Genomic DNA, 21,985 nt, shown 5'->3' on the forward strand with positions numbered 1-21,985 from the left:
CAGGCGGAGAGGAAGGAGCGGAGGGCGGCTCAGGCCGCCGTGTCGGTCAGGGCCTTGGTCAGCACCGGCGTCACCTGCTCCACCTGCCAGGCGCGGGCCCCGTGCGCCGCGAGGACCTCGGCGACGGCCTCGGCCGTGACGTGCCGGGGCGGCTCCCAGCACAGTCTGCGGACCGTGTCGGGGGTGATCAGGTTCTCCTGCGGCATCGTGAGCCGCTCGGCCAGGTCGGAGACGGCCGAGCGCGCCGCCGACAGCCGGGCCGCCGCGACCGGGTCCTTGTCCGCCCAGGCGCGGGGCGGCGGCGGGCCCGTCAGGGGCTGGCCGGGCTGCGGAAGCTCCGCGTCCGGGAGGGCCTTGGCGCGGTCGATCGCGGCCATCCACTGCTCGAGCTGCTTGCGGCCCATCCGGTGCCCGTAGCCCGGGAGCGCCGCGAGCGCGTGGGCGTTCGGCGGGATGTTGAGGGCGGCCTCGACGATCGCGGCGTCGCCCAGCACCTTGCCGGGCGAGACGTCGCGCCGCTGGGCGATGTGGTCGCGCACGGTCCACAGCTCGCGCACCACGGCCATCTGCCGGCGCCGGCGCACCTTGTGCATCCCGGAGGTGCGGCGCCAGGGGTCCTTGCGGGGCGGGGCGGGCGGGGCCGAGGCGATGGCGTCGAACTCCTCGCGGGCCCACTCCAGCTTGCCCTGCCGGTTCAGCTCCTGCTCCAGCGTGTTGCGCAGGTCCACCAGCAGCTCCACGTCCAGCGCGGCGTAGCGCAGCCAGGGCTCGGGCAGCGGGCGGGTGGACCAGTCGACGGCGGAGTGGCCCTTCTCCAGGGCGTACCCCAGGACGTTCTCGACCATGGCGCCGAGCCCCACGCGGGCGAAGCCCGCCAGCCGTCCGGCCAGCTCCGTGTCGAAGAGCCGGGCGGGCGACATCCCTATCTCGCGCAGGCACGGCAGGTCCTGGGTGGCGGCGTGCAGCACCCACTCGGCGTCGCCGATGGCCTCGCCCAGCGCACTGAGGTCGGGGCACCCGACCGGGTCGATCAGGGCGGTCCCGGCGCCCTCGCGGCGCAGCTGGACGAGGTAGGCACGCTGGCCGTAGCGGTATCCGGAGGCACGTTCGGCGTCCACGGCGACGGGCCCGGTGCCCGCGGCGAAGGCCGCGACGACCCGGGCCAGGGCGTCGGCGTCGGCGACGACCGGCGGGATGCCCTCGCGTGGCTCCAGCAGGGGAATCGGCGCCGAATCGACGTCGTCCGGGGGGCCGCCCCCGGTGGTTCGCAGTGTCGTGTCTTCTGCGGTCTCTTGGGCGTCGGTCACCGGTCAAGGGTATCTGTGTATGGCAAGCGCCCGTCGCCGGAACGTTCCGGCGACGGGCGCGGCGCGTCTTCGGGGCGGTCAGTGGATGATGCCGGTGCGCAGTGCCACGGCCACCATTCCGGCCCGGTCGCCCGTGCCGAGCTTGCGCGCGATCCGGGCGAGGTGGCTCTTGACGGTGAGCGCCGAGAGGCCCATGGAGACGCCGATGGCCTTGTTGGACTGGCCCTCCGCAACCAGCCGCAGGACCTCGACCTCGCGTCCGGACAGCTCCCGGTAGCCGCCGGGGTGTCCCGGGGCGCCAGGGGGGCGGCGTTGCATCCGGGCGGCGGCGGAGCCGATGGGGGCGGCCCCGGGCCGGCCGGGCAGGCCGAGGTTGGTGCGGGTGCCGGTGACGACATAGCCCTTGACGCCGCCCGCGAGCGCATTGCGCACGGCGCCGATGTCGTCGGCGGCGGACAGGGCCAGGCCGTTGGGCCAGCCCGCTGCGCGGGTCTCGGAGAGCAGTGTCAGGCCGGAGCCGTCCGGCAGGTGGACGTCTGCCACGCAGATGTCGCGCGGGTTGCCGATCCGCGGCCGGGCCTCCGCGATGGACGACGCCTCGATCACATCGCGTACGCCCAGCGCCCACAGATGGCGGGTGACGGTGGAGCGGACCCGGGGGTCGGCGACGACGACCATGGCGGTGGGTTTGTTCGGGCGGTAGGCGAGGCTAGCGGGTTGCTCGAGGAGAACGGACACCAGGCCTCCAGTGGGGGTGTGGCGGGGACGGGTGCCGACTTGGGGATAAGCCGGGGCGATCCGTATGGGAAGGGTCACAAGGTCCTTCGGCAGCCGAACGGCCCGGCTTTAGGGAATGATCACGAATTGGTGAGTAACAATTCGGGCAATTAGGTGGACCACCGAATAAATTCCCCCCAACCGGTCACCCGGCACCCCCTGCCCGGCATGCTCAGCGGCCGTGCGGCCCCCGCCGCTGGGGCAGCGGCACGATCCCCGCCTCTGGCGCGCCGCCCGGCGGCAGCCCCGCGATCTGGCAGAGCAGATCGCACCACGCCGACAGGTGCGCCGCCGTGTCCGGCACCCCGGCCGCGCCCTGGCCGGGCTTCGCGCCCGGCAGCACCGGGGACCACGAGGCCCGGATCTCGATCCGTGTCGACGGCTCGCGCTCCTGCAGCCCGCCGAAGTAGTGCGAGCCCGCCCGGGTCACCGTGCCGCTGGGCGCCGCGTACGGCACCCGGCGCGCCTCCAGCGCGCCCGTCAGCCAGGACCAGCACACCTCCGGCAGCAGCGGGTCCGCCGCCATCTCCGGCTCCAGCTCCGCGTGCACCAGCGTCACCAGCCGGAACGTGCCGCCCCAGGCCTCGTGCCCGGCCGGATCGTGCAGCAGGATCAGCCGCCCGTCGGCCAGTTCCTCGTCGTCCACGACGACCGCGGCCTCCAGCGCGTACGAGTACGGGGCGAGCCGTTGCGGTGGCGGGGTGGCGTCCAGCTCGATCTCGGGCCGCAGGCGCACTCCTTGCAGCCCCGCGACCGCCTGCCGGAAGACGGACGGGGTGCCCTCCCCATCCGCGTCGTCCGGACCGTCCGAGAGGTGTCCCTGCGCCGCAGCCATGCCCGGAAGACTAGGCGGAACGACCCCCGGTTCCGGGTAGGGACACCACACGGGCGGGTCACTCGTTCGGCCCGTGCGAAGATTTGGGGCATGAGTGAGCGCAGCCACCGGCAGACCGGCCGCACCGCGGCACACGAAGCGGCATACGATTCGGCGTTCCTGAGGGCGTGCCGCCGCGAGCCCGTGCCCCACGCCCCGGTCTGGTTCATGCGCCAGGCGGGCCGCTCGCTCCCCGAGTACCGCAAGGTCCGCGAGGGCATCCCCATGCTCGAGTCCTGCATGCGGCCCGAGCTGGTCACCGAGATCACCCTGCAGCCCGTGCGCCGGCACGGCGTCGACGCCGCGATCTTCTTCAGCGACATCGTGGTGCCGCTGAAGGCCATCGGCATCGACCTCGACATCAAGCCGGGCGTCGGCCCGGTCGTCGCCGAGCCGGTCCGCACCCGCGCCGACCTCGACCGGCTGCGCGCCCTCGACCCCTCCGACGTGCCGTACGTCACCGAGGCCATCGGCATGCTCACCGCGGAGCTGGGCGGCACGCCCCTCATCGGCTTCGCCGGTGCGCCCTTCACGCTGGCCAGCTACCTCATCGAGGGCGGGCCCTCGCGCACCTACGAGAACACCAAGGCCATGATGTACGGCGACCCCGAGCTGTGGGCCGACCTGGTCGACCGGCTCGCCGTCATCACCGCCGCCTTCCTGCGCGTCCAGATCGAGGCCGGTGCGAGCGCCGTCCAGCTCTTCGACTCCTGGGCGGGCGCCCTGGCCCCCGCGGACTACCGGCGCTACGTCATGCCGGCCTCCCGCAAGGTCTTCGACGACGTCGCCGGGTACGGGGTGCCGCGCATCCACTTCGGTGTGGGGACCGGTGAGCTGCTGGGCCTCATGGGCGAGGCCGGTGCGGACGTCGTCGGCGTCGACTGGCGGGTCCCGCTGGACGAGGCCGCGCGGCGGGTCGGGCCCGGGAAGGCGCTCCAGGGCAACCTGGATCCGGCGGTGCTCTTCGCCGGGCGCGAGGCGGTGGAGGCCAAGGCGGACGAGGTGCTTGCGGCTGCGCGGGGGCTGGAGGGGCACGTCTTCAATCTGGGGCACGGGGTTATGCCGAGTACGGATCCGGATGCGTTGACGCGGCTGGTGGAGTACGTGCACGAGCGCACGGCGCGGTAGCGGTACCGGGTACCGGTGTGGGTGGGGGCGCCTCCGGCGGTTCTTCCCCACCCCGCCCCTTCCCGTAACCGGGGGCTCTGCCCCCGGACCCCCGCTCCTCAAACGCCGGAGGGGCTGAATTTTGACCTCAGCGTTCCAGTAGCAGCGCCTGGCCCTGTCCCACGCCGATGCACAGTGCCGCCAGGCCCGTCCCCGAGCCCGCGGCCGCCAGTTGGTGGGCCAGTGAGCCCGTCAGGCGGGCGCCTGAGCAGCCCAGGGGGTGGCCGATCGCGATCGCTCCGCCGCGCTGGTTGACGACGGCCGGGTCGAGGTCGGGCCATTCGGCCAGGCAGCCCAGGGCCTGGGCGGCGAAGGCCTCGTTCAGTTCGACGTGCGTGAGGTCGCCGAAGCCTCGCCCGGCCTTGGCCAGCGCCCGCCGCACCGCCTCGACCGGCCCCAGCCCGTACAGGTCCGGCTCGATGCCGGTGACGGCCGAGGACCGTACCCGGGCCAGCGGCTCGCGGCCCGTCGCCCGCAGGCCCTCCTCGTCGCAGAGCAGCAGCGCGGCCGCGCCGTCGTTGAGGGGCGAGGAGTTGCCCGCGGTGACCGTGCCGCCGGGCGTCCGGAAGGCGGGCTTCAGCGCGGCCAGGGCCTCCGCCGACGTGGTGTCGCGAATGCACTCGTCGCGCGGCAGCTCGACCCCGGGCACGGGCACGACCTCCCCGTCGTACGCGCCGTCCTTCCACGCCCGCGCAGCCTTCTCGTGGCTGGCGAGCGCGAAGGCGTCCTGCTGCTCGCGGCTGATGCCGTGCTTGTCGGCGACGAGTTCGGCGCCCTCGCCGAGGGAGACCGTCCAGCGCTCCGGCATGGCCGGATTGGTCATCCGCCAGCCCAGCGTGGACGAGTACAGCTGCTGGTGACCGGCGGGGAACGCCCGCTCGGGCTTGGCCAGCACCCAGGGGGCGCGGCTCATCGACTCCACGCCCCCCGCCACGACCACGGACGCGTCCCCGAGGGCGATGGCGCGGTACGCCTGCACGACCGCCTCCATGCCGGAGGCGCACAGCCGGTTGACGGTGGCGCCGGGGACGGACACGGGGAGCCCGGCGAGCAGCACGGCCATGCGGGCCACGTTGCGGTTCTCCTCGCCGGCCCCGTTGGTGTTGCCCAGCACGACGTCGTCGACGCGGGCCGGGTCGAGGGCGGGGCTGCGGTCCACGAGGGAGCGCACCACGTGCGCGGCGAGGTCGTCGGGGCGCACCCCGGCGAGGGCTCCGCCGTACTTGCCGACGGGGGTGCGGACGGCGTCGACGATGTAGACATCCCGGATGCGGTCGCTCATTGCTGCTGCTCCTCGTGGTCGGCCGCTGCCGAGTCTTCGGGCCGCCGCCGCCTGCTGTCAATGGGTAACCGGCCGACCGTTCGGACGGGACGCCGGACAGGACACCGGGCGGCGGACCGCGCGGCGGCATTTGAGAGAGTGGCCTCATGAGCGCAGCGGACTCCTCCAGGCAGCAAGCGGCCCCCCACGCCGTCGTCGTCGGCGGCGGGATCTCGGGGCTGGCGGCGGCCCTCCGGCTGACGGAGGCGGGCGTCCGCGTCACGCTGCTGGAGGCCGGGGACCGCGTCGGCGGCAAGCTGCACGCGGGCGAGATCGCCGGCATGCCGGTGGACCTGGGGGCCGAGTCCGTCCTCGCGCGCCGCCCCGAGGCCGTGGAACTGGCCCGCGCCGTCGGCCTCGGCGACAGCCTCCGGCCGCCCGCCGCCACCGCCATGCTGTGGACCCGCGGCGAGCTGCGGCCCCTGCCGACCGGCCACAGCATGGGCGTGCCCGGCGACCTCGCCCCGCTCGCCGCCTCCGGCATCCTCTCCGCGGACGGCCTCGCCCGCGTCGCGCACGAGGCCGAGCTGCCGCCCGCCGAACTCGGCGAGGACGTCGCCATCGGCACGTACGTCGCCGAGCGCATGGGCCGCGAGGTCGTCGACCGCCTGGTCGAGCCGCTCCTCGGCGGCGTCTACGCGGGCGACGCCTACCGCATCTCGATGCGCGCCGCCGTGCCCCCGCTCTTCGAGGCCGCCCGCACCCACCGCTCGCTGGCCGAGGGCGTACGGGACCTCCAGGCCCGCGCCGCCGCCCGGCAGCAGACCGGTCCCGTCTTCATGGGCATCGAGGGCGGCATCGGCCGGCTGCCGCTCGCCGTCGCGGACGCGGTGCGCGCGAAGGGCGGCACGATCCGCACCGGCGCGCCGGTCGTGGAGATCGGGCGCACCGGCGACGGCTGGCGCGTCGAGCTGGCGGACGGCTTCCTGGCCGCGGACGCCGTCGTCCTGGCCACCCCCGCGCCCGACACGGCCCGTCTCGTCGCCCGTGCGGCCCGCGCCGCGGGAGCGGGCGCCGCCGTCGACGCCCTCGCCGGCGTTGAGTACGCCTCCATGGCGCTGGTCACCATGGCCTTCCGCCGCTCCGAGGTCGAGGGCCTGCTGCACGGCAGCGGCTTCCTCGTCCCGCCCGTCGACGGCCGGAAGATCAAGGCGTCCACCTTCTCCAGCAACAAGTGGCGCTGGAACGCCGACGCCGACCCGGACCTGTTCGTCCTGCGCACCTCGATCGGGCGGTACGACGACGAGGAGGACCTGATGCGCCCCGACGCCGACCTGGTCGCGATGTCCCTCAAGGACCTGGGCGACGCCGTGGGCCTCGCGGCCGCCCCGGTGGACACCAGGGTCACCCGCTGGGACGACGGGCTGCCGCAGTACCCGGTCGGCCACCTCGCCCGCGTCGCGAGCATCCGCGGGCACCTCGCCCGCCTGCCCGGCCTGGCGGTCTGCGGCGCGGTCTACGAGGGCGTGGGCATCCCGGCCTGCATCGCCGGCGCGCACCGCGCGGCCGACGGGCTTCTGGCGACCCTGGCCGAGGGCGCACGGGACGACAGGGGAGAATAGGAACCATGACTGACGCGCAGAAGACCCCGAACGCGGGCAAGAAGGCCAAGGACCTCAACGAGGTCATCCGCTACACCCTCTGGTCGGTGTTCAAGCTGCGCGACGTGCTGCCGCAGGACCGCGCCGGCTGGGCCGACGAGGTCGAGGAGCTCTTCGCCCAGCTCGCCGAGAAGGACGTCACGGTGCGCGGCACCTACGACCTGTCGGGTCTGCGGGCCGACGCCGACGTGATGATCTGGTGGCACTCCGAGACCTCGGACGCCCTCCAGGACGCGTACAACCTCTTCCGCCGCACCAGCCTGGGCCGCGCCCTGGAGCCCGTCTGGTCGAACATGGCGCTGCACCGCCCCGCCGAGTTCAACAAGTCGCACATCCCGGCGTTCCTCGCCGACGAGGAGCCGCGCGACTACGTCAGCGTGTACCCGTTCGTCCGCTCGTACGACTGGTACCTGCTGCCCGACGAGGACCGCCGCCGCATGCTCGCCGACCACGGCAAGATGGCCCGCGGCTACCCGGACGTGCGGGCCAACACGGTCGCGTCCTTCTCGCTGGGCGACTACGAGTGGATCCTGGCGTTCGAGGCCAACGACCTCTACCGCATCGTCGACCTCATGCGTCACCTGCGTGCCTCCGAGGCGCGGATGCACGTCCGTGAGGAGATCCCCTTCTACACGGGCCGCCGCAAGGCTGTGGCGGACCTGGTCGCCGGGCTCGCCTGAGGTCAGGGGGGACCCTGAGTCTCGGCCGGGGGTCCGGGGGTTGTCCCCCGGGAGATGCAGCACGGGCCGCCGCAAGGCCGTTGCGGACCTGGTCGCCGGGCTCGCCTGAGACCCGTTCCGGGCCCGCCGGGCGGCGGACCCTGAGACGGTTCAGCTCGTGGCCCGCGGCTCCGGGCGCGGTGCGCAGTAGGTGCGCCGTGCCGGGAGCCGCCCGGTCAGCAGGTACGTCTCCAGGTGGCGGTTGACGCACGCGTTGGGGCCGCCGCCGATGCCGTGCGTGCCCGCGTCCCGCTCGGTGACCAGCGCCGAGCCGGCCAGCCGGCGCTGCAGCTCCAGCGCGCCCCGGTAGGGCGTGGCCGCGTCCCGCTCGGCGGCCAGCAGCAGCGTGGGCGGCAGCCCGGACTTCCGGCCCGCGCGGACGTCCAGCGGGTGCTGCCGGGGCGCCTTCCAGTACGCGCAGGGCAGGTTCATGAAGGCGTTGCTCCACGTCTCGAACGGGGCCCGCTCGGCCAGCCGGTCGTTGTCCCGGTCCCAGTCCTCCCAGGACCGCGGCCACGATGCGTCGTTGCACTCGACGGCGGTGTAGACGGCGTTCTCGTTCTCGGCCGCCCACGCGCCGTTCCCGTCCGGCCCGGCGAGCGCGAGCAGCGGCTTGTCGTCGCCGCGCAGGTAGGCCGAGAGGACCAGGGCGCTCCGGGCCCAGAAGCTGTCGGAGTAGCCGCCCTTGAGGAAGACGCCCTGGAGCTGGCCGGGGCCGACCGTGCCGCCCGCCGCCCGCCGGGACAGGCTGCGCACGGCCTTGTGGTACGAGTCCAGCACCTCCTCGGCGGTGCGCCCGAGGTGGTAGACGGCGTTGTGCCGGGCCGCCCAGCGGCGCCAGTCGCCCCAGCGCCGCTCGAACGCCCGTGACTGGTCGAGGTTGTTGTCGTACCAGACCTTGCGCGGGTCCGGGTTGACGATGCTGTCGAAGACCATGCGGCGCACGTGCCGCGGGAAGAGCGTGGCGTAGAGGGCGCCGAAGTAGGTGCCGTAGGACGCCCCCATGTAGTTGAGCTTCCGCTCGCCGAGGGCCGCTCGCAGGACTTCCAGGTCGCGGGCGTTGTTGAGGCTGGTGAAGTGCCGCAGGCCGCTGCCGTTCCGGCGCGCGCAGCCCTGCGCGTAGGCCCGGGCCTTGGTGATCTGCTCCTTCTTGTATGCGGCGGAGGGGTGCTCGGGCGCCTGGGTGGGGCCCTTGCCGAAGCCCGCGGCCTTCACACAGGACAGCGGCGCGGAGCGGCCGACGCCGCGGGGGGCGTAGCCGATCAGGTCGTACTCGTCGGCGACCTTGCGCCACTGCGGGAGGCGGGAGAGCAGGGGGTAGAACATGCCGTTGCCGCCGGGGCCGCCGGGGTTGAACACGATGGCGCCCTGCCGGTCGTCGCTGTCGCCCAGCGCCCGGGCGCGGCTGACGGTGAGGCGGAGCTGCTTGCCGCCGGGGTGCGCGTAGTCCAGCGGTACGGAGAAGGTGCCGCACTCGATGGGGGCGGCGAGGCCCTCGACGGCGGGGCAGGCGCCGAAGTCGATGCCCTTGGCGGCGGCCCGCTGCGCGGCCTGGGCGACGCCGCGCGCCTCGGCACGGTCGTCGTCCGCGGCGCCGGCCGGGGAGGCGGGGAGGCCGGTGAGCCCGGTGAGGATCAGGGATCCGATGGTTCCGTACAGGGCTGCTGCTCTCACTGACCCGTCCCTTCATATGCAATACGGCAAAAGGGATAATTAGGTCAGCAGTTGATGAAGTAAAGCACTGAGCAGCGATGTCGGGGGATTGGGTACGAATGGGCCCGGGCGGCAGGGACGGGTATCGGCCGCCGTGGCATCCCGATGCGGTCGAATGGGTTGGTTCCCGCGCTTCTGCGGCAGTATGGCGGGTGGGGGTGATGGGCGTGGGTGAGCGGCCGGAAGCGAAGAGGAGCGCGAACGGAAAGCCCTACGACCCCGAGAGGCTCTTCCTCCCACCCGACGACGACCTCGCCCCGAACCGCCCCGGGGAGACCTTGCGGGCCAGGCTGGAGGCGTCCACGACCGGCCGCGCGGGCCTGCTGCTCGCCCGGCTGCTCGGCCGGCGGCCCGTGGAGGACTCCTGGCGCCGGGCGCTGGCGGCCGAACAGCTCGTCGGGGCCGAGCTGGAGGAGCTGACGGCGGGCGGCTGGGAAGTGGTGCACTCGATCGCGCTGCCCGGGGACGCCGTGATCCCCCACCTGCTGATCGGCCCCGGCGGGGTCTTCGGCGTCGCCCCCGAGCAGACCCGCAGGGCGCACGTCGAGGTGGGGGAGGCCGCGGTGCGGGTCGCGGGGGAGCGGCATCCCCGTCCGTATGTGCGCAGGGCCCGGCAGAGCGCGGTGCGGGCCTCGGCGGTGCTCTCGCGGGGGTGCGGGTTCCTGGTGCGGGTGCTGCCGGTCCTGGTGCTGGTGGGGCCCGTGAGCATCGAGGTGGCGCCCTCGCTGGAGGACGTCCGGGTGCTGGAGGAAGGCGACGTGGCGGGGCTGGGCGCGCTGGGCGGCGTGCTGCACCCGCACCGGGTCGACCGGATCCACACCGTGGCGCGCAACCGCCGCGTGTGGCTCCGGGCGTAGCCGCCCGTGGCGTGTGTCTAGCGCGGGAGGGGGAAGCCGCCGCCCAGCAGCTGGCGCAGCAGGGCGCCGTCCGCCTCGCCGAGGCCGTCGGCGAAACGGCTCAGGACCACTTCCCGGTCGGCCCGCTCGTCGAGGATCTTGTGCATGCGGCGGGCGGCGAGCCCGGCCTCGTCCGTGAGGGGCGCGTAGGCGTAGGCGCGGCCGCGCGGGGTGCGGGTGAGCACCTCCTTGCCGTGCAGCCGGGAGAGGATCGTGACGACGGTGCTGTAGGTCAGCTCGCCCGGGAGCGTGGCCTGGACCTCGCGGGGGGTCAGCGGGGTGCCCGCCCGCTGGAGCGCGGCCAGGACCTCGCCCTCCAGCGCTCCGTTCGCCCGGCGCCGGCCGCGGTGCACGGCGACGGCGGGGGTGGCGGTGGAGGTGGCGGCGTCCATGTCTTCGGCGTTCCTTCGTGCCCGGCCTGCGTGCCCGGCTGTTGTCGATCTTGAAATCCCTCTACAGGAGTGTAAAGGACTCCGGGGGTCTCCCAGAAGCTGACAGATCTTCAGAATTCGGACTGTGGCAGACTCGGCGGGAAATTCTTGTTATTCGAGCGATAGACGGAACGACGGGTGTTCGGGCGAGGTCGGGGGTACACGACGGTGGACGGACGGCACGGCAGGGCGGGCGACCGTAATCACTCCGCCCCTGCGGAGGGCCGGGGCGGGGGCCGGGGCCGCAGGAGGGCGGCGCCACGCCGCGGCCCCGCCGCCCTGGAGCGGTTCCGCCCCCTGCTGAGGAAGCTCCGCCCCGCCTACCCGCGCCCCGGGCGCACCGGCTTCCGCCGCTGGGTCCCCTCGTGGCGCCAGTCGCTGGGGCTCGTCGGGATCGTGCTCGGCACCCTCACCGGCACCGTCCTGATCCTCTACGCGCGCACCGAGATACCCGCCGACCTCAACGCCTTCGCCACCCAGCAGGACAACGTCTACTACTGGGCCGACGGCACCGAGATGGCCCGCACCGGGCCGGTCAACCGCCAGGACGCCTCGCTGGACAAGGTCCCCGAGAAGGTGCGCTGGACCGTGCTCGCCGCCGAGAACGAGACCTTCTACAGCGACAGCGGCATCTCCGTGAGCGGCATCACCCGCGCCGTCGGCCGGATGCTCGGCGGCGGCGACACCCAGGGCGGCTCGACGATCACCCAGCAGTACGTGAAGAACGCCTACCTCAACCAGCGGCAGACCTTCAGCCGCAAGTTCACCGAGATGTTCATCGCCATCAAGCTCGACAACAAGATGAGCAAGAACGACATCCTGGAGGGCTACCTCAACACCAGCTGGTTCGGCCGCGGCACCTACGGCATCCAGCGCGCCGCCCACGCCTACTACGACAAGGACGTCTCCCAGCTCGACGTGAGCGAGGGCGCCTTCCTCGCCTCGCTGCTCAAGGGCGCCGCCCTGTACGACCCGGCGCTCGGCGCCAAGAACCACGAGCGCGCCGTCGAGCGCTGGAAGTGGACCCTCGACCGCATGGTCGTCATCGGCAAGCTCACCCCGCAGGAGCGGGCCCGCTACACCACCTTCCCCGAGCCCAAGGCGCCGCCCAGGCCGGCCGGGCTCACCGGGCAGACCGGCTACCTCGTCGACACCGCCCGCGCCTACGTCAGCGCCCACACCAGCATCTCCGAGGCCGACTTCGACCTCGGCGGCTACCAGATCCGCACCACCTTCGAGCGGCCCAAGGTCGAGGCCCTCGCCAAGGCCGTCGACAGCGCGCGCAGCCACCTCGACCCCGACCAGCGGGAAGCCGACCAGAACGTCCGCATCGGCGCCGCCTCCGTCACCACCGACGGCCGCATCGTCGCCCTCTACGGCGGCCCCGACTACCTCAAGCAGGGCTTCAACGACGCCAACTCCACCGTCGTCCCGGCGGGCACCGCCTTCGCGCCCTTCGTCTACGCCGCCGCCCTGCGCGACGGCGTCCAGCTGGAGCGCGGCGCCCCCCGCAAGCCGGTCACGCCCGCCACCCTCTACAACGGCGACAACAAGGTGGCGATACGCACGCCCGAGGGCCCCTACTGGGACCGCTCCGGGAAGATCGTCAAGGCCGTGAACGACGACGGCAAGTCCTGGGGGAGGGTCTCCCTCAAGGAGGCGGTCGCACAGTCCGTCAACTCGCCGATCATGCAGCTGGGCATGGACGTGGGCCTGGACCGGGTCAGCGAAACCGCCGTCCGGACCGGGCTGCTGGCCGAGAGCCTCGGTCCCCAGGTGCCCGCCTTCTCCCTCGGCACCAGCACGCCCAGCGCCATCCGCATGGCCGGTGCCTACGCCACCTTCGCCGCCAAGGGACTGCACAGCGAGCCGTACTCCGTCGACAGGCTCAGCCGCAACGGCGACGCGGTGGAGGTCGAGAAGCCCACCGCGGAACGGGTGCTGACCGCGAACGTCGCCGGGTCCGTGGACGACGCGCTGCACGAGGCCGTCAAGCGCGGCAGCGCCACGGCGGCGAAGGCCGCGGGCGACGACGCGGCCGGCAAGGCGGGCACCGGCCCGGACAACAAGTCGGCCTGGTTCGCGGGCTACCGCGGCAAGGTCTCCACCGCGGTCTCCCTCACCCGCATCGAGCCCAAGTCCCAGGAGCTGCTCCCGCTGGACGGGCTGGGCGGCGCCGCCAAGTCCGCGACCGGCAGCCCGCTGCCGGTCGACATCTGGACGGCGTACATGGGCAAGCCGGGCGAATGACGGCTGACGGCTGACGGCAGCGGCGGGCCTGCGGGGCCTCGGGTCCGCGGGCCGCCGGGGCCGGTCAGCCGCCGTGGCGGCTCCGGCTCACTTGATGAAGGTCTTCCAGTCCGGCGCCTGCCCGGGGTCCAGCCCGCGCAGCTTCGCCAGCACCTTCGGGTCCTGGGCGTCCAGCCAGTCGGCCACTTGCCGGAAGGACACGCAGCGGACGCCGTCCTTGCGGCACACGTCCTTCATGACGTCCTCGATGGCCTTCATATAGATGCCGCCGTTCCACGTCTCGAAGTGGTTGCCGACGAAGAGCGGCGCCCGGCTGCCGTTGTAGACGCGGTTGAAGCCGTTCATGTAGCCGTCGTGGGTCAGCTTCCGCCACTCCGCGTACTTGGCGGGATCGGCCTTGGTGTTGTCGCCGGACTGGTTGTAGAGGAAGTTGAAGTCCATCGAGAGCACCTGGCGGTCGCTCTTGGGGTACGGCAGCAGCTGGAGCGGGAAGTTCCAGATGCCGTCGATCTTCGACGGCCACAGCTGGAAGTCGCCGGGGGAGCTGGCGTCGTAGCGCCAGCCCAGCTCCTTCGCCGCGGGTATCAGCGTCTTCTGCCCCTCCAGACACGGGGCGCGGCCGCCCACCAGCTCCTTCTTGTAGTCGAAGGGCAGCGGGTCGACATTCTTGAAGCCGGTGTTCGTCTTCCAGTTCTGCACGAACGAGTAGGCCTGGTCTATCTCGCTCTTCCACTCCTCCGTGCTCCAGTCACCGCCGCCGCCCTTGCCGCAGAAGTGGCCGTTGAAGTGGGTGCCTATCTCGTTGCCCTCCAGCCACGCGGCGCGCAGCTGCTCCAGGGTGTCCTTGATGTGGGCGTCGGAGGTGAAGTCGATGTCCGCCGCGCCCGCCTTGTGCTGCGGCGCCTGGTACTTCTTGCGGTCCGAGTTCGGGAGCAGGTAGATGCCGCTCAGGAAGTACGTCATCTGAGCGTTGTTCTCCTTGGCGACCTCGCGGAAGTGGGAGAACAGCTTGTCGTCGTTCTCCAGCGCGCCGTCCCAGGAGAACACGACGAACTGCGGCGGCTTCTCGCCCGGCTTGAGCTTCTCCGGCTTCGCCACGTTGGGCTGCGGGCCGGTGTAGGACGTCGACCCGTCGCCGAGGACGTGGACCTTGCCGTCCCACACCTCTTCCGGCTTCTTGCTGCCCTGCGCCTCCTCCTTCGCCCCGTCCTTCGCCCCGTCCTTCGCGCGGGCGGAGGACGAGCCGGCGGACTCCTTGCGGTCGTTCCCGCCGGACCCGCCGCCCGTCAGGCTGACGACGAGGGCTGCCACGACACACGCGGAGCCCAGGGCGGTCGCACCGTACACCGACCTCTTCGACAACTTGGTACTCCCCTGGCGCCAGTACAAATGTTCCGGCGCCAGTATCACAGGCTTGTGTGACAAGTCCGCAGCAACGGGTGGTCCGCGACGACGGTGCACGAACCGGGCGCGATTTCTCTGCACCTGGTCGGTGTGCCGGCATCACCGACGGCCGGCCTGTGCGTCTTGGGGCGGTTCGGGCGGGATGGGCAGTTGGGTGCGAAAGGTGGTTGCTCCCGGGGCGTCGAGGACGGTGAGGGTGCCTTTGTGGATGGCCGCGATGTCGCGGGCTATCGGGAGGCCGAGGCCGGTGCCGCCGTCGTCGCGGCTGCGGGCGTCGTCGAGGCGGGCGAACCGTTCGAAGATTTTCTCGCGGTCGGCGGGCCGGATCGACGGGCCGTCGTTGGTCACGTCCAGGACGGCGTGGCCGGAGGCGCGGTCGGTGGTGAGGCGGACGGTGATGTGACTGTGGGCGTGGCGCTGGGCGTTGTCGAGCAGGTTGGTCAGCAGCCGTCGCAGCCACAAGCGGTTGCCGTGGACGGTGATCGCCATCGGGGCGTGGACGGCGACCGGGTGGGGTTCGACGCCGCGGTCCGCGACTGTGGTGTGTACCAGGTCGGCGAGGTCGACGGGTTCGTCGGGCCAGTCGTGGTCGGTGGTGTCCAGGCGGGCGAGCAGCAGGAGGTCGGCGGCGAGTGCTTGCAGGCGCTCGGTGTCCTCCAGGGCGCCGGCCACCAGGTCCGTGTGCACCTCGGGGTCGGAGTGGGCGAGGGCGACTTCGAGCTGGGTGCGCAGGACGGTCAGGGGGCTGCGCAGTTCGTGGGAGGCGTCTGCGATGAAGCGGCGCTGCCGTGTGCCTGCGGCTTCGAGGCGCTCGAGCATGGCGTTCATGGTGCCGGCGAGACGGGCGATCTCGTCGTTGCTGCGGGGTTCGGGAACGCGGCGGTCGAGGTCACGGTCTCCGATGGCGGCGACCTCGGCGCGGATGGCCTCGACCGGCCGCAGTGCACGGCCGGTTGTGCGCCAGGTGAGGGCGCCGACGGTGAACAGCAGGACCGTGCTCAGTACGGCGAGGGCGGCGGTGGTGAGGTCTTCGGCGGCGTCGGCGGTGCGCAGGGATGCGCCGACGTAGATGGTGACGGGGCCGGTGGGGGTGGTGGCGTTGATGGTGGTGACACGCTGGCGGTGGTGGTGTGTGTGACCCGGGGCGTCGAGGTTGAAGGTTCTGTGGCCGTTGGGGCGGCGGGCTGGGGCGAGTGGGGGGTGGCCGGTGAGGTTCTGGCTGGCGGCGACCACCGTGCCGTGCGCGTCGAGGACCTGGATGAAGCCGGTGCCGTGGTCGAGGGGAAGCGGGCCGGCGAGGTGACCGTCGGTGGCGAGACGGGCCACAGCCCGGGCCTGCTCGCGGGCATCGGCCTCGACGGTGCGTTCCAGATTGACGCGCAACAGGAAGACGACGGCGGCCGAGGCGATGCAGAGGACGACGGCGACGCTGGCGCAGGCGGCAAGGGTGGTGCGGGCACGGACCGACCGCGGTGTCAGGCGCTCGACGAGGGCTGCGGCGCGGGGGTGGCGCGCCAGGTGGCGGTGCACAGTCGCGCGCAGGCGGTGGCGTGCGGTGCCGGCGGGTGCACCGGCGGGGGTCCGGTCAGCCACCGTCGGCCGCCAGTCGGTAGCCGGCGCCGCGGACCGTCTGGACCGCTGCTCGCCCGAAGGGGGTGTCGATCTTGCGCCGCAGGGCGCTGACGTGGACCTCGACGGTGTTGGGGTCGCTGTCGAGGGCGTTGTCCCAGACGGCGTCGAGTATCTCCCGTTTGGAGACGGCCTCGCCGGCCCGGCGGGCGAGGTGGTCGAGGATGGCGAATTCGCGGGGAGTGAGGGGGATCGCGGTGCCGGCGCGTGTGCAGGTGCGGGCGGCGGAGTCGATTACGAGGTCGCCCAGGACGGTGCGTCGGGGCGCGCGGCTGCCGATGCGGCGGGCCAGCGCTTTGAGACGGGCGACGAGCACGACGAAGGAGAACGGTTTGGACAGGTAGTCGTCGGCGCCGGTGTCGAGCGCCTCGGCCTCGTCCCATTCGCCGTCCTTGGCGGTGAGCATCAGGATGCCGACGTCGCTGCCGCTGGCCCGCAGACGTGAGCACACCCGGTAGCCGTTGAGACCGGGCAGCATGATGTCGAGCACGACCACGTCGTAGGCGTGGTCCATGGCCCGGGCCAGGCCGGAGGGGCCGTCGTGGGCGACGTCGACTCTGAATCCCTGGGCGGTCAGCCCGTGCCGCAGCGCCAGGGCCAGCCGGCGTTCGTCCTCCACCACCAGTACACGCATGCCCATCAGGGTCGCAGGTCGCCGCGCCGGACAGCCGACCGCGTCTGCCGGTCTTCAGCTGATCTTCAGCAACGCACGGACATCCTGCCGGTGTCGCCCGGGGACGGCCCGGGCCTGCCGAGGATCGGGGTGTGCCATGAGCGAGCCCATGGGAACGGGTGAAACGTTGCCGCAGGAAGAGCCGAAGGCCGCGGGCGCGGGCAGGACGCGTACGGGTGCGGGCCGTGCCGGCCGGTGGGTGCGCGGCCGGTCGGCGCGCTGGGCCGCGGCCGGGGCGGCCGTGCTGGTGATCGGCGGTGGCGCGGCGGCGGTGGCCCACCACCACCACGAGGGCGAGGAAGGCCACGGCCACGGTCACGACCGCAGGACGGCTGCGGGTGATTGGGGACGGCACGGCGGCCGGGACGGCCGGGACGGCCGTGAGGGCCGAGGGGGCCATGAGGGCCGCCAGAAGAGCGGGCGGGCCGTCCGCGCAGCGTCCGCGCCATTGCCGTCGGTCAACGCGGCCGACGCGCTGGCCAAGGCCTCGTCGGCGGTGCCCGGCGGCAAGGTGGAGTCGCTGAGGCCGGTCGCCGAGCAGGGAGGCGGCCGGGCCTGGCGGGTCGTGGTCCTGGGCGCCGACGGCGTGCGGCACGCGGTGACCATTGACGGAGCCGGCAACACGATCACCGGCAACACCGTCCTGGGCGGCTGACCCACCGACCGGGCGCGGCCGGGCCGCGCCGTGCAGAAGGGAGCGCCGTCGTCTTGGGCGCCACGACACCCACCCGAGCGGCCCGGCGCCGCCAGGCTGTGCCGGCGCGGCCGGTCATGAGCAAGGTCCCGCAGGTGACAGCGGTGTTCTGGATCGTCAAGATCCTCACCACCGGCATGGGCGAGACCACCTCCGACTATCTCGCCCGGACACTCGGGCCCGTCCCGGCGGTCGGCTCGGCCGCCCTGCTGCTGGCTGCCACGCTGATGGCGCAGGCCCGCACCCGCCGTTATGTCCCGGCCGTGTACTGGGCGGCGGTGGTCATGGTGAGCGTGTTCGGCACCATGGCCGCCGACGTCGCGCACGTCGCCCTCGGCGTGCCGTACGCCGCCTCCGCGACGGCATTCGCCGTGGCCCTCGCCCTGGTGTTCGTCCTGTGGCGCCGGGTGGAGGGGACGCTCGCCGTGGAGACGGTCGCGGGCGGTCGCCGGGAGGTGTTCTACTGGTGCACGGTCATGGCCACCTTCGCGCTCGGCACAGCGGTCGGAGACCTGGCCGCGGCCACCCTGGGCTGGGGCTATCTGCCCTCCGGACTGTTGTTCGCCGCCCTGATCGCCCTGCCCGCGTTCGCCCACCGCCTCTCCGGCCTGTCCTCGGTCCTGACGTTCTGGTGGGCCTATGTACTCACCCGGCCGCTCGGCGCGTGCTTCGCCGACTGGGCCGGCGTCAGCCGCGAGCGCGGAGGCCTGGACCTCGGCACCGGGCCGGTCAGTCTCGTCCTCGCTGTGGTCATCGTGGCGAGCGTGGTGTGGCTGAGCGCCACCGGGCGACGCGCTTCGCAGGCATCGGCGTGAGACTGCCCTGACCTACGGGGCATGCTCTACGTTCGTCGCAGGCGGGGGAGAGGGCAGAAGCGACTGCCTCCTTCGACTGCAAGAGTTTCCCCGGGGGCGATCTCCGTGAACCCCGCATCCCGCACCACCGGCAGCCCACTGGCCGTCAGCTCCGCCCAGCGCTCGGGGGAGGCGGTGCGGACGGACAGCCCGAAGCCGTCCGCGCGCCAGGCCGCGCGGGCCGCGTCGTCCAGCCTCCACCAGGCCAGCTGGGCGCCGTGCCCGGCCTGGGCCATGGTCTTGCCGGCCGACATCTTCAGGGCGGGGTTGAGCCACAGCACCGGGCGGGCGGGGTCCGGGGCGGCGGGCGGTTCGGGATCGTCCAGGTCCGTGCCCGACACCTGGAGCTTGACCAGCTCCTTGGGCCAGCCGTCGAGGGGGACGGGCGGGAAGACCCGTACCTCGGCCATTTCGCTGCTGCCTGTCCCGCTGCCGCCTGTCACGGTGATGCCGGGCAGGGTGGTGGCCTTGCGCCACTCCGCGCCGCGGGCGCGGCGCACGACCTTGCGGATGCGGGAGTCCTCCCAGTCGCGTACGACCTGCGCCCACTCGCCGTCCGGCGCGGCCGCGCGCTCGTCCGACAGCAGCTCCAGCACCGCGCGGGCGGCCGTCTCCAGGGCGTCGGTGCGGGACGGGGGTGCCGTCTTTTCTATGCGCACGACGAGGGGCAGGACGTATTCCGGGACGGGGATGTCGGTGCTGGTCACCGGGTCAGTGTGCCAGCCGGTCGGGTGCGGGCTGCGGGGCAGGGGGCTTTTCCCCCGGGACAGGGGCGGGGAGGGGGGAGCTACTCCGTTACCAGCGGCTTCGCGTCGCGGGCCAAAGCCGTGAGACGGGAGATGGCTCGGAAGTACTTCTTCCGGTAGCCGCCGTTCAGCATTTCCTCGCTGAACAGCTCGTCGAAGGGGCGTCCGGACGCCAGCACGGGCACCTCGCGGTCGTACAGCCGGTCGGCGAGTACCACGAGGCGCAGGGCCGTCGACTGGTCCGGCACCGGCTCGACGCCCGTCAGGCACACGGCCTGCACGCCGTCGCACATGGCGCCGTAGCGGCTGGGGTGGACCTTGGAGAGGTGGTCGAGGAGCGCGGGGAAGGTGTCCAGGGAGGCGCCGTCCGTGGCGTGGGCCACGCGCTCGACGGTCGCGTCGTCGTACGGGGCCGGGGCCTGCGGCAGGCCGCGGTGGCGGTAGTCCTCGCCGTCGATGCGCAGCGGCCGGAAGTGGGCGGAGAGTCCCTGGATCTCCCGCAGGAAGTCGGCGGCCGCGAAGCGGCCCTCGCCCAGCTTGCCCGGCAGCGTGTTGGAGGTCGCCGCGAGCGCCACGCCCGCGTCGACGAGCTTGCCCAGCAGGGTGGAGACGAGCACCGTGTCGCCCGGGTCGTCCAGCTCGAACTCGTCGATGCACAGCAGCTTGTGGCCGCTGAGCGTCTGCACGGTCTGCTGGAAGCCCAGCGCGCCGACCAGGTTCGTCAGCTCCACGAAGGTGCCGAAGGCCTTCTGCTCGGGCGCGGCCGGGGTGGCGTGCCAGAGGGAGGCCAGCAGGTGGGTCTTGCCGACGCCGTAGCCGCCGTCCAGGTAGACGCCGCGCGGGCCCGTGGGCGCGGCCGGGCGGGCCTCGCGGCGGAACCAGCGCTTGCGGCCCGCGCCGCTCCCGGCCGTCCCGCCGAGGCCGTCGGCGAAGCCGCCGAGCAGCTTGACGGCCTCGGCCTGGCTGGCCTGGTTGGGGTCGGGGATGTAGTTGTCGAAGCGCACCGTGCCGAAGCGCGGCGGCGGCACCATCTCGGCGACCAGGCGGTCGGCCGGGACGTGCGGGGCGCGCGAGGTGAGCGCGACGGGCTGCCGGTCGGCTATCGGGCCGGGGGCGGTGGAGCCGGCGGCGCCTGGGGACGATGCGGTTTGGGACGACACAGCGGTCCAGCCTAGCCCCGCGAACGGGCAGTGGCCGTCGTGCGCGGGGCGAGCCATGTCACACTGCCGCCTATGCGACGCCTGTTCCCCTCCCCGCTCAGCCCCGCCGACCTCGAGGACCGCGAATGGGGGCTGGACGAGCTGGCCGACCTCTACGCCTACCCGGCGGAGACCGGTGCCGGGCGTCCGTGGCTGAGGGCCAACATGGTCTCCTCCCTCGACGGCGCGGCTCATCACGAGGGGCGCTCGCAGCCGCTGTCCTGCGCCGCCGACATGCGGATCTTCGGCACGCTGCGCGGCCTCGCCGACGCGGTGGTGGTCGGGGCCGAGACCGTACGGCAGGAGGGGTACCGCCCCGCGCGGGCCCGTGAGGCGTTCGCGGCGCGCCGTGCGGCGCTCGGGCAGGGGCCCGCGCCGGTGATCGCCGTGGTGAGCGCGGGCCTCGACCTGGACTTCTCGATGCCGCTGTTCACCTCCCCGCTGGTGCCCACCCTGGTGCTGACCGGCTCCGACGCCCCCGCGGACCGGGTCGCCGCCGCCCGGGCGGCGGGCGCCGAGGTGGTCGTGGCGGGCGAGGGGCGGGGCGTCGACCCGGCCCGGGTGCCGGAGCTGCTGGCCGGGCGCGGGCTGACGCGGCTGCTCACGGAGGGTGGGCCGCGGCTGCTGGGGCAGTTCGCCTCGGCGCGGGTGCTGGACGAGATGTGTCTGTCGCTGGCCCCGGTGGTCGCCACCGGCACGGCGCCGCGGATCATGGCGGGCCCGCCGCTGGCGGTGCCGGAGCGGTTCGCCCTCGGGACCGTGCTGGAGGACGGCGGCTTCCTGTTCACCAGCTACCGCAGGGCCTAGCCGACGGGCAGGGATCCGGCGAGCTTCCGGCAAAGGATCTGACAATCGGCGGAATTTACCGTTCCGGTTCGCGCTCGGCGGGCAGAATTGAGTCGGACGCTCCCCCGTGGGCACAGGAGGAAAACAAGCGCGCTCACGGGGAGCACGCGCAGGATGGTTTCTGTTGGGCCGGTGGCCCACGGAGAAGAAGGGCGCCCACCGTGTTCACGAGCGTATTGATGATCGAGCAGCCGCTGTCCGCGGCGGACGTCGATTTCGTCACGACCCTGCACGACGACGACATGTCCTTCGTGGTCCTCATGCGGCCGAGAGGCGACGAGGACCGGCTGCTGCGCGCCATCGACGACGTCGCCCTCGGCGAGCTTGAGCAGGCCGTCCACGAGGCCGACGAGCCGGAGGGGGAGGCGGCCGTCCGGCCCGCCGCCCTGGCCCTGGAGCACTCGCTGCGCAGCCTCCGCGAGGCGGGCGCCGAGGCGGTCGGCCAGCTCATCGGCGGCCATCCGCTGGACGTGCTGCGCGGGGTCGTCGAGCAGACGCACGCCGACGAGGTGATCGTGCTGACCGCCCCGCACCTGGTCGAGGAGTTCTTCCACCGCGACTGGGCCTCGCGCGCCCGCCACAAGGTCGGCGTGCCCGTCCTCAAGCTCTACGCCCACGCCGACGAGGAGACGGAGCAGCCGGCCGCGGAGGCGTGACGGCGCCCGCGTACGGGCAGGAGGAGCGCGGGCCCGCGAGGGCGCCGACACCCGCGGACGGCGCCCCCGGGCCCGTCACGGCCCGGCCGCGAGCCCGGCGCCACGGTCGCCCCGGCGGCCCGGGCACCGGGGTACCGCGCCCGGTCGCGGGCACCGGGGTACGGCCGTCCCCGCGTTCCGGGTGCCGCCCGCGCTCTGGCCGAGGTCCGGCCCGCAGGGCTCCGCGGT

At 73.3% G+C, this 21,985-nt stretch carries 20 protein-coding genes; 9 read left to right on the forward strand and 11 right to left on the reverse strand.

The features are described 5' to 3' along the window. Window positions 1–29: 29 nt before the first annotated feature. From AC1Z4A_RS25670 to AC1Z4A_RS25680, 3 genes are all read right to left on the reverse strand, one after another. A complete protein-coding gene (locus AC1Z4A_RS25670; protein ID WP_483682224.1) occupies window positions 30–1,307 on the reverse strand; it encodes an HRDC domain-containing protein in 1,278 nt (425 codons plus the stop codon). Window positions 1,308–1,385: 78 nt separating this feature from the next. Then, complete coding sequence (locus AC1Z4A_RS25675) at window positions 1,386–2,045, reverse strand: LuxR C-terminal-related transcriptional regulator (protein WP_483682225.1); 660 nt, start codon at window positions 2,043–2,045, stop codon at window positions 1,386–1,388. 211 nt (window positions 2,046–2,256) lie between these two features. Continuing rightward, window positions 2,257–2,919: a DUF3000 domain-containing protein gene (locus AC1Z4A_RS25680; RefSeq protein ID WP_483682226.1), complete on the reverse strand. Its 663-nt coding sequence runs from the start codon at window positions 2,917–2,919 to the stop codon at window positions 2,257–2,259. Window positions 2,920–3,009: 90 nt separating this feature from the next. Here AC1Z4A_RS25680 and hemE point away from each other — a divergent pair, with 90 nt between their 5' ends. Further along, window positions 3,010–4,086 carry a uroporphyrinogen decarboxylase gene (gene hemE, locus AC1Z4A_RS25685; protein WP_483682227.1) on the forward strand — a complete coding sequence of 359 codons (1,077 nt, stop codon included), beginning with the start codon at window positions 3,010–3,012 and terminating at the stop codon, window positions 4,084–4,086. Window positions 4,087–4,213: 127 nt separating this feature from the next. Here the strand turns inward: hemE and AC1Z4A_RS25690 are convergent, their stop codons facing one another. Beyond that, window positions 4,214–5,407 (reverse strand): thiolase family protein, encoded by a 1,194-nt coding sequence (locus AC1Z4A_RS25690; RefSeq protein ID WP_483682228.1) that lies wholly within the window; start codon window positions 5,405–5,407, stop codon window positions 4,214–4,216. A 146-nt stretch (window positions 5,408–5,553) separates the two neighbouring features. On the opposite strand from AC1Z4A_RS25690, the gene hemG reads away from it, so the two are divergent. Then, entirely contained in the window at window positions 5,554–7,008 is a 1,455-nt protein-coding gene (gene hemG, locus AC1Z4A_RS25695) for a protoporphyrinogen oxidase (RefSeq protein WP_483682229.1), read from the forward strand. 5 nt (window positions 7,009–7,013) lie between these two features. Further along, entirely contained in the window at window positions 7,014–7,727 is a 714-nt protein-coding gene (gene hemQ / locus AC1Z4A_RS25700) for a hydrogen peroxide-dependent heme synthase (RefSeq protein WP_483682230.1), read from the forward strand. A 150-nt stretch (window positions 7,728–7,877) separates the two neighbouring features. Here the strand turns inward: hemQ and AC1Z4A_RS25705 are convergent, their stop codons facing one another. Further along, the gene (locus AC1Z4A_RS25705; protein ID WP_483682231.1) at window positions 7,878–9,440 is read right to left on the reverse strand and encodes an alpha/beta hydrolase; all 1,563 of its coding nucleotides are present in this window, start codon (window positions 9,438–9,440) and stop codon (window positions 7,878–7,880) included. Window positions 9,441–9,646: 206 nt separating this feature from the next. Here AC1Z4A_RS25705 and AC1Z4A_RS25710 point away from each other — a divergent pair, with 206 nt between their 5' ends. Then, window positions 9,647–10,336, forward strand: coding sequence for a nuclease-related domain-containing protein (locus AC1Z4A_RS25710; protein ID WP_483682232.1), 690 nt, complete (start codon window positions 9,647–9,649; stop codon window positions 10,334–10,336). A 17-nt stretch (window positions 10,337–10,353) separates the two neighbouring features. Here AC1Z4A_RS25710 and AC1Z4A_RS25715 read toward each other — a convergent pair whose 3' ends face one another. Then, the gene (locus tag AC1Z4A_RS25715; RefSeq protein WP_483682233.1) at window positions 10,354–10,767 is read right to left on the reverse strand and encodes a BlaI/MecI/CopY family transcriptional regulator; all 414 of its coding nucleotides are present in this window, start codon (window positions 10,765–10,767) and stop codon (window positions 10,354–10,356) included. 207 nt (window positions 10,768–10,974) lie between these two features. On the opposite strand from AC1Z4A_RS25715, the gene AC1Z4A_RS25720 reads away from it, so the two are divergent. Further along, entirely contained in the window at window positions 10,975–13,056 is a 2,082-nt protein-coding gene (locus AC1Z4A_RS25720) for a transglycosylase domain-containing protein (RefSeq protein WP_483682234.1), read from the forward strand. A gap of 87 nt (window positions 13,057–13,143) precedes the next feature. Here AC1Z4A_RS25720 and AC1Z4A_RS25725 read toward each other — a convergent pair whose 3' ends face one another. The 3 genes from AC1Z4A_RS25725 to AC1Z4A_RS25735 form a co-directional block, all read right to left on the reverse strand. Next, complete coding sequence (locus AC1Z4A_RS25725) at window positions 13,144–14,418, reverse strand: hypothetical protein (RefSeq protein WP_483682235.1); 1,275 nt, start codon at window positions 14,416–14,418, stop codon at window positions 13,144–13,146. A 141-nt stretch (window positions 14,419–14,559) separates the two neighbouring features. Further along, window positions 14,560–16,053: an ATP-binding protein gene (locus AC1Z4A_RS25730; protein WP_483682236.1), complete on the reverse strand. Its 1,494-nt coding sequence runs from the start codon at window positions 16,051–16,053 to the stop codon at window positions 14,560–14,562. Beyond that, window positions 16,046–16,723, reverse strand: a complete 678-nt coding sequence (locus tag AC1Z4A_RS25735) for a response regulator transcription factor (RefSeq protein ID WP_483682237.1) — start codon at window positions 16,721–16,723, stop codon at window positions 16,046–16,048. The genes AC1Z4A_RS25730 and AC1Z4A_RS25735 overlap by 8 nt, the downstream gene beginning before the upstream one ends. 136 nt (window positions 16,724–16,859) lie before the next feature. Here AC1Z4A_RS25735 and AC1Z4A_RS25740 point away from each other — a divergent pair, with 136 nt between their 5' ends. Together AC1Z4A_RS25740 and AC1Z4A_RS25745 are read left to right on the forward strand one after the other, a co-directional pair. Then, on the forward strand, window positions 16,860–17,417 hold the full coding sequence (locus AC1Z4A_RS25740) for a hypothetical protein (RefSeq protein ID WP_483682238.1): 558 nt from the start codon (window positions 16,860–16,862) through the stop codon (window positions 17,415–17,417). Between the two features lie 116 nt (window positions 17,418–17,533). After that, on the forward strand, window positions 17,534–18,271 hold the full coding sequence (locus AC1Z4A_RS25745; RefSeq protein ID WP_483683726.1) for a COG4705 family protein: 738 nt from the start codon (window positions 17,534–17,536) through the stop codon (window positions 18,269–18,271). Window positions 18,272–18,297: 26 nt separating this feature from the next. Here the strand turns inward: AC1Z4A_RS25745 and AC1Z4A_RS25750 are convergent, their stop codons facing one another. Next, window positions 18,298–19,017 (reverse strand): peptidyl-tRNA hydrolase, encoded by a 720-nt coding sequence (locus tag AC1Z4A_RS25750; protein ID WP_483682239.1) that lies wholly within the window; start codon window positions 19,015–19,017, stop codon window positions 18,298–18,300. 80 nt (window positions 19,018–19,097) lie between these two features. Next, window positions 19,098–20,216, reverse strand: a complete 1,119-nt coding sequence (gene zapE, locus AC1Z4A_RS25755; protein ID WP_483682240.1) for a cell division protein ZapE — start codon at window positions 20,214–20,216, stop codon at window positions 19,098–19,100. Window positions 20,217–20,288: 72 nt separating this feature from the next. Here zapE and AC1Z4A_RS25760 point away from each other — a divergent pair, with 72 nt between their 5' ends. Together AC1Z4A_RS25760 and AC1Z4A_RS25765 are read left to right on the forward strand one after the other, a co-directional pair. Continuing rightward, window positions 20,289–21,062 carry a pyrimidine reductase family protein gene (locus AC1Z4A_RS25760; RefSeq protein ID WP_483682241.1) on the forward strand — a complete coding sequence of 258 codons (774 nt, stop codon included), beginning with the start codon at window positions 20,289–20,291 and terminating at the stop codon, window positions 21,060–21,062. A 200-nt stretch (window positions 21,063–21,262) separates the two neighbouring features. Further along, window positions 21,263–21,757: an indole-3-glycerol phosphate synthase gene (locus tag AC1Z4A_RS25765; protein WP_483682242.1), complete on the forward strand. Its 495-nt coding sequence runs from the start codon at window positions 21,263–21,265 to the stop codon at window positions 21,755–21,757. Window positions 21,758–21,985 lie beyond the last annotated feature (228 nt).

The sequence above is a fragment of the Streptomyces sp. 17_S59 genome, assembly GCF_056930295.1.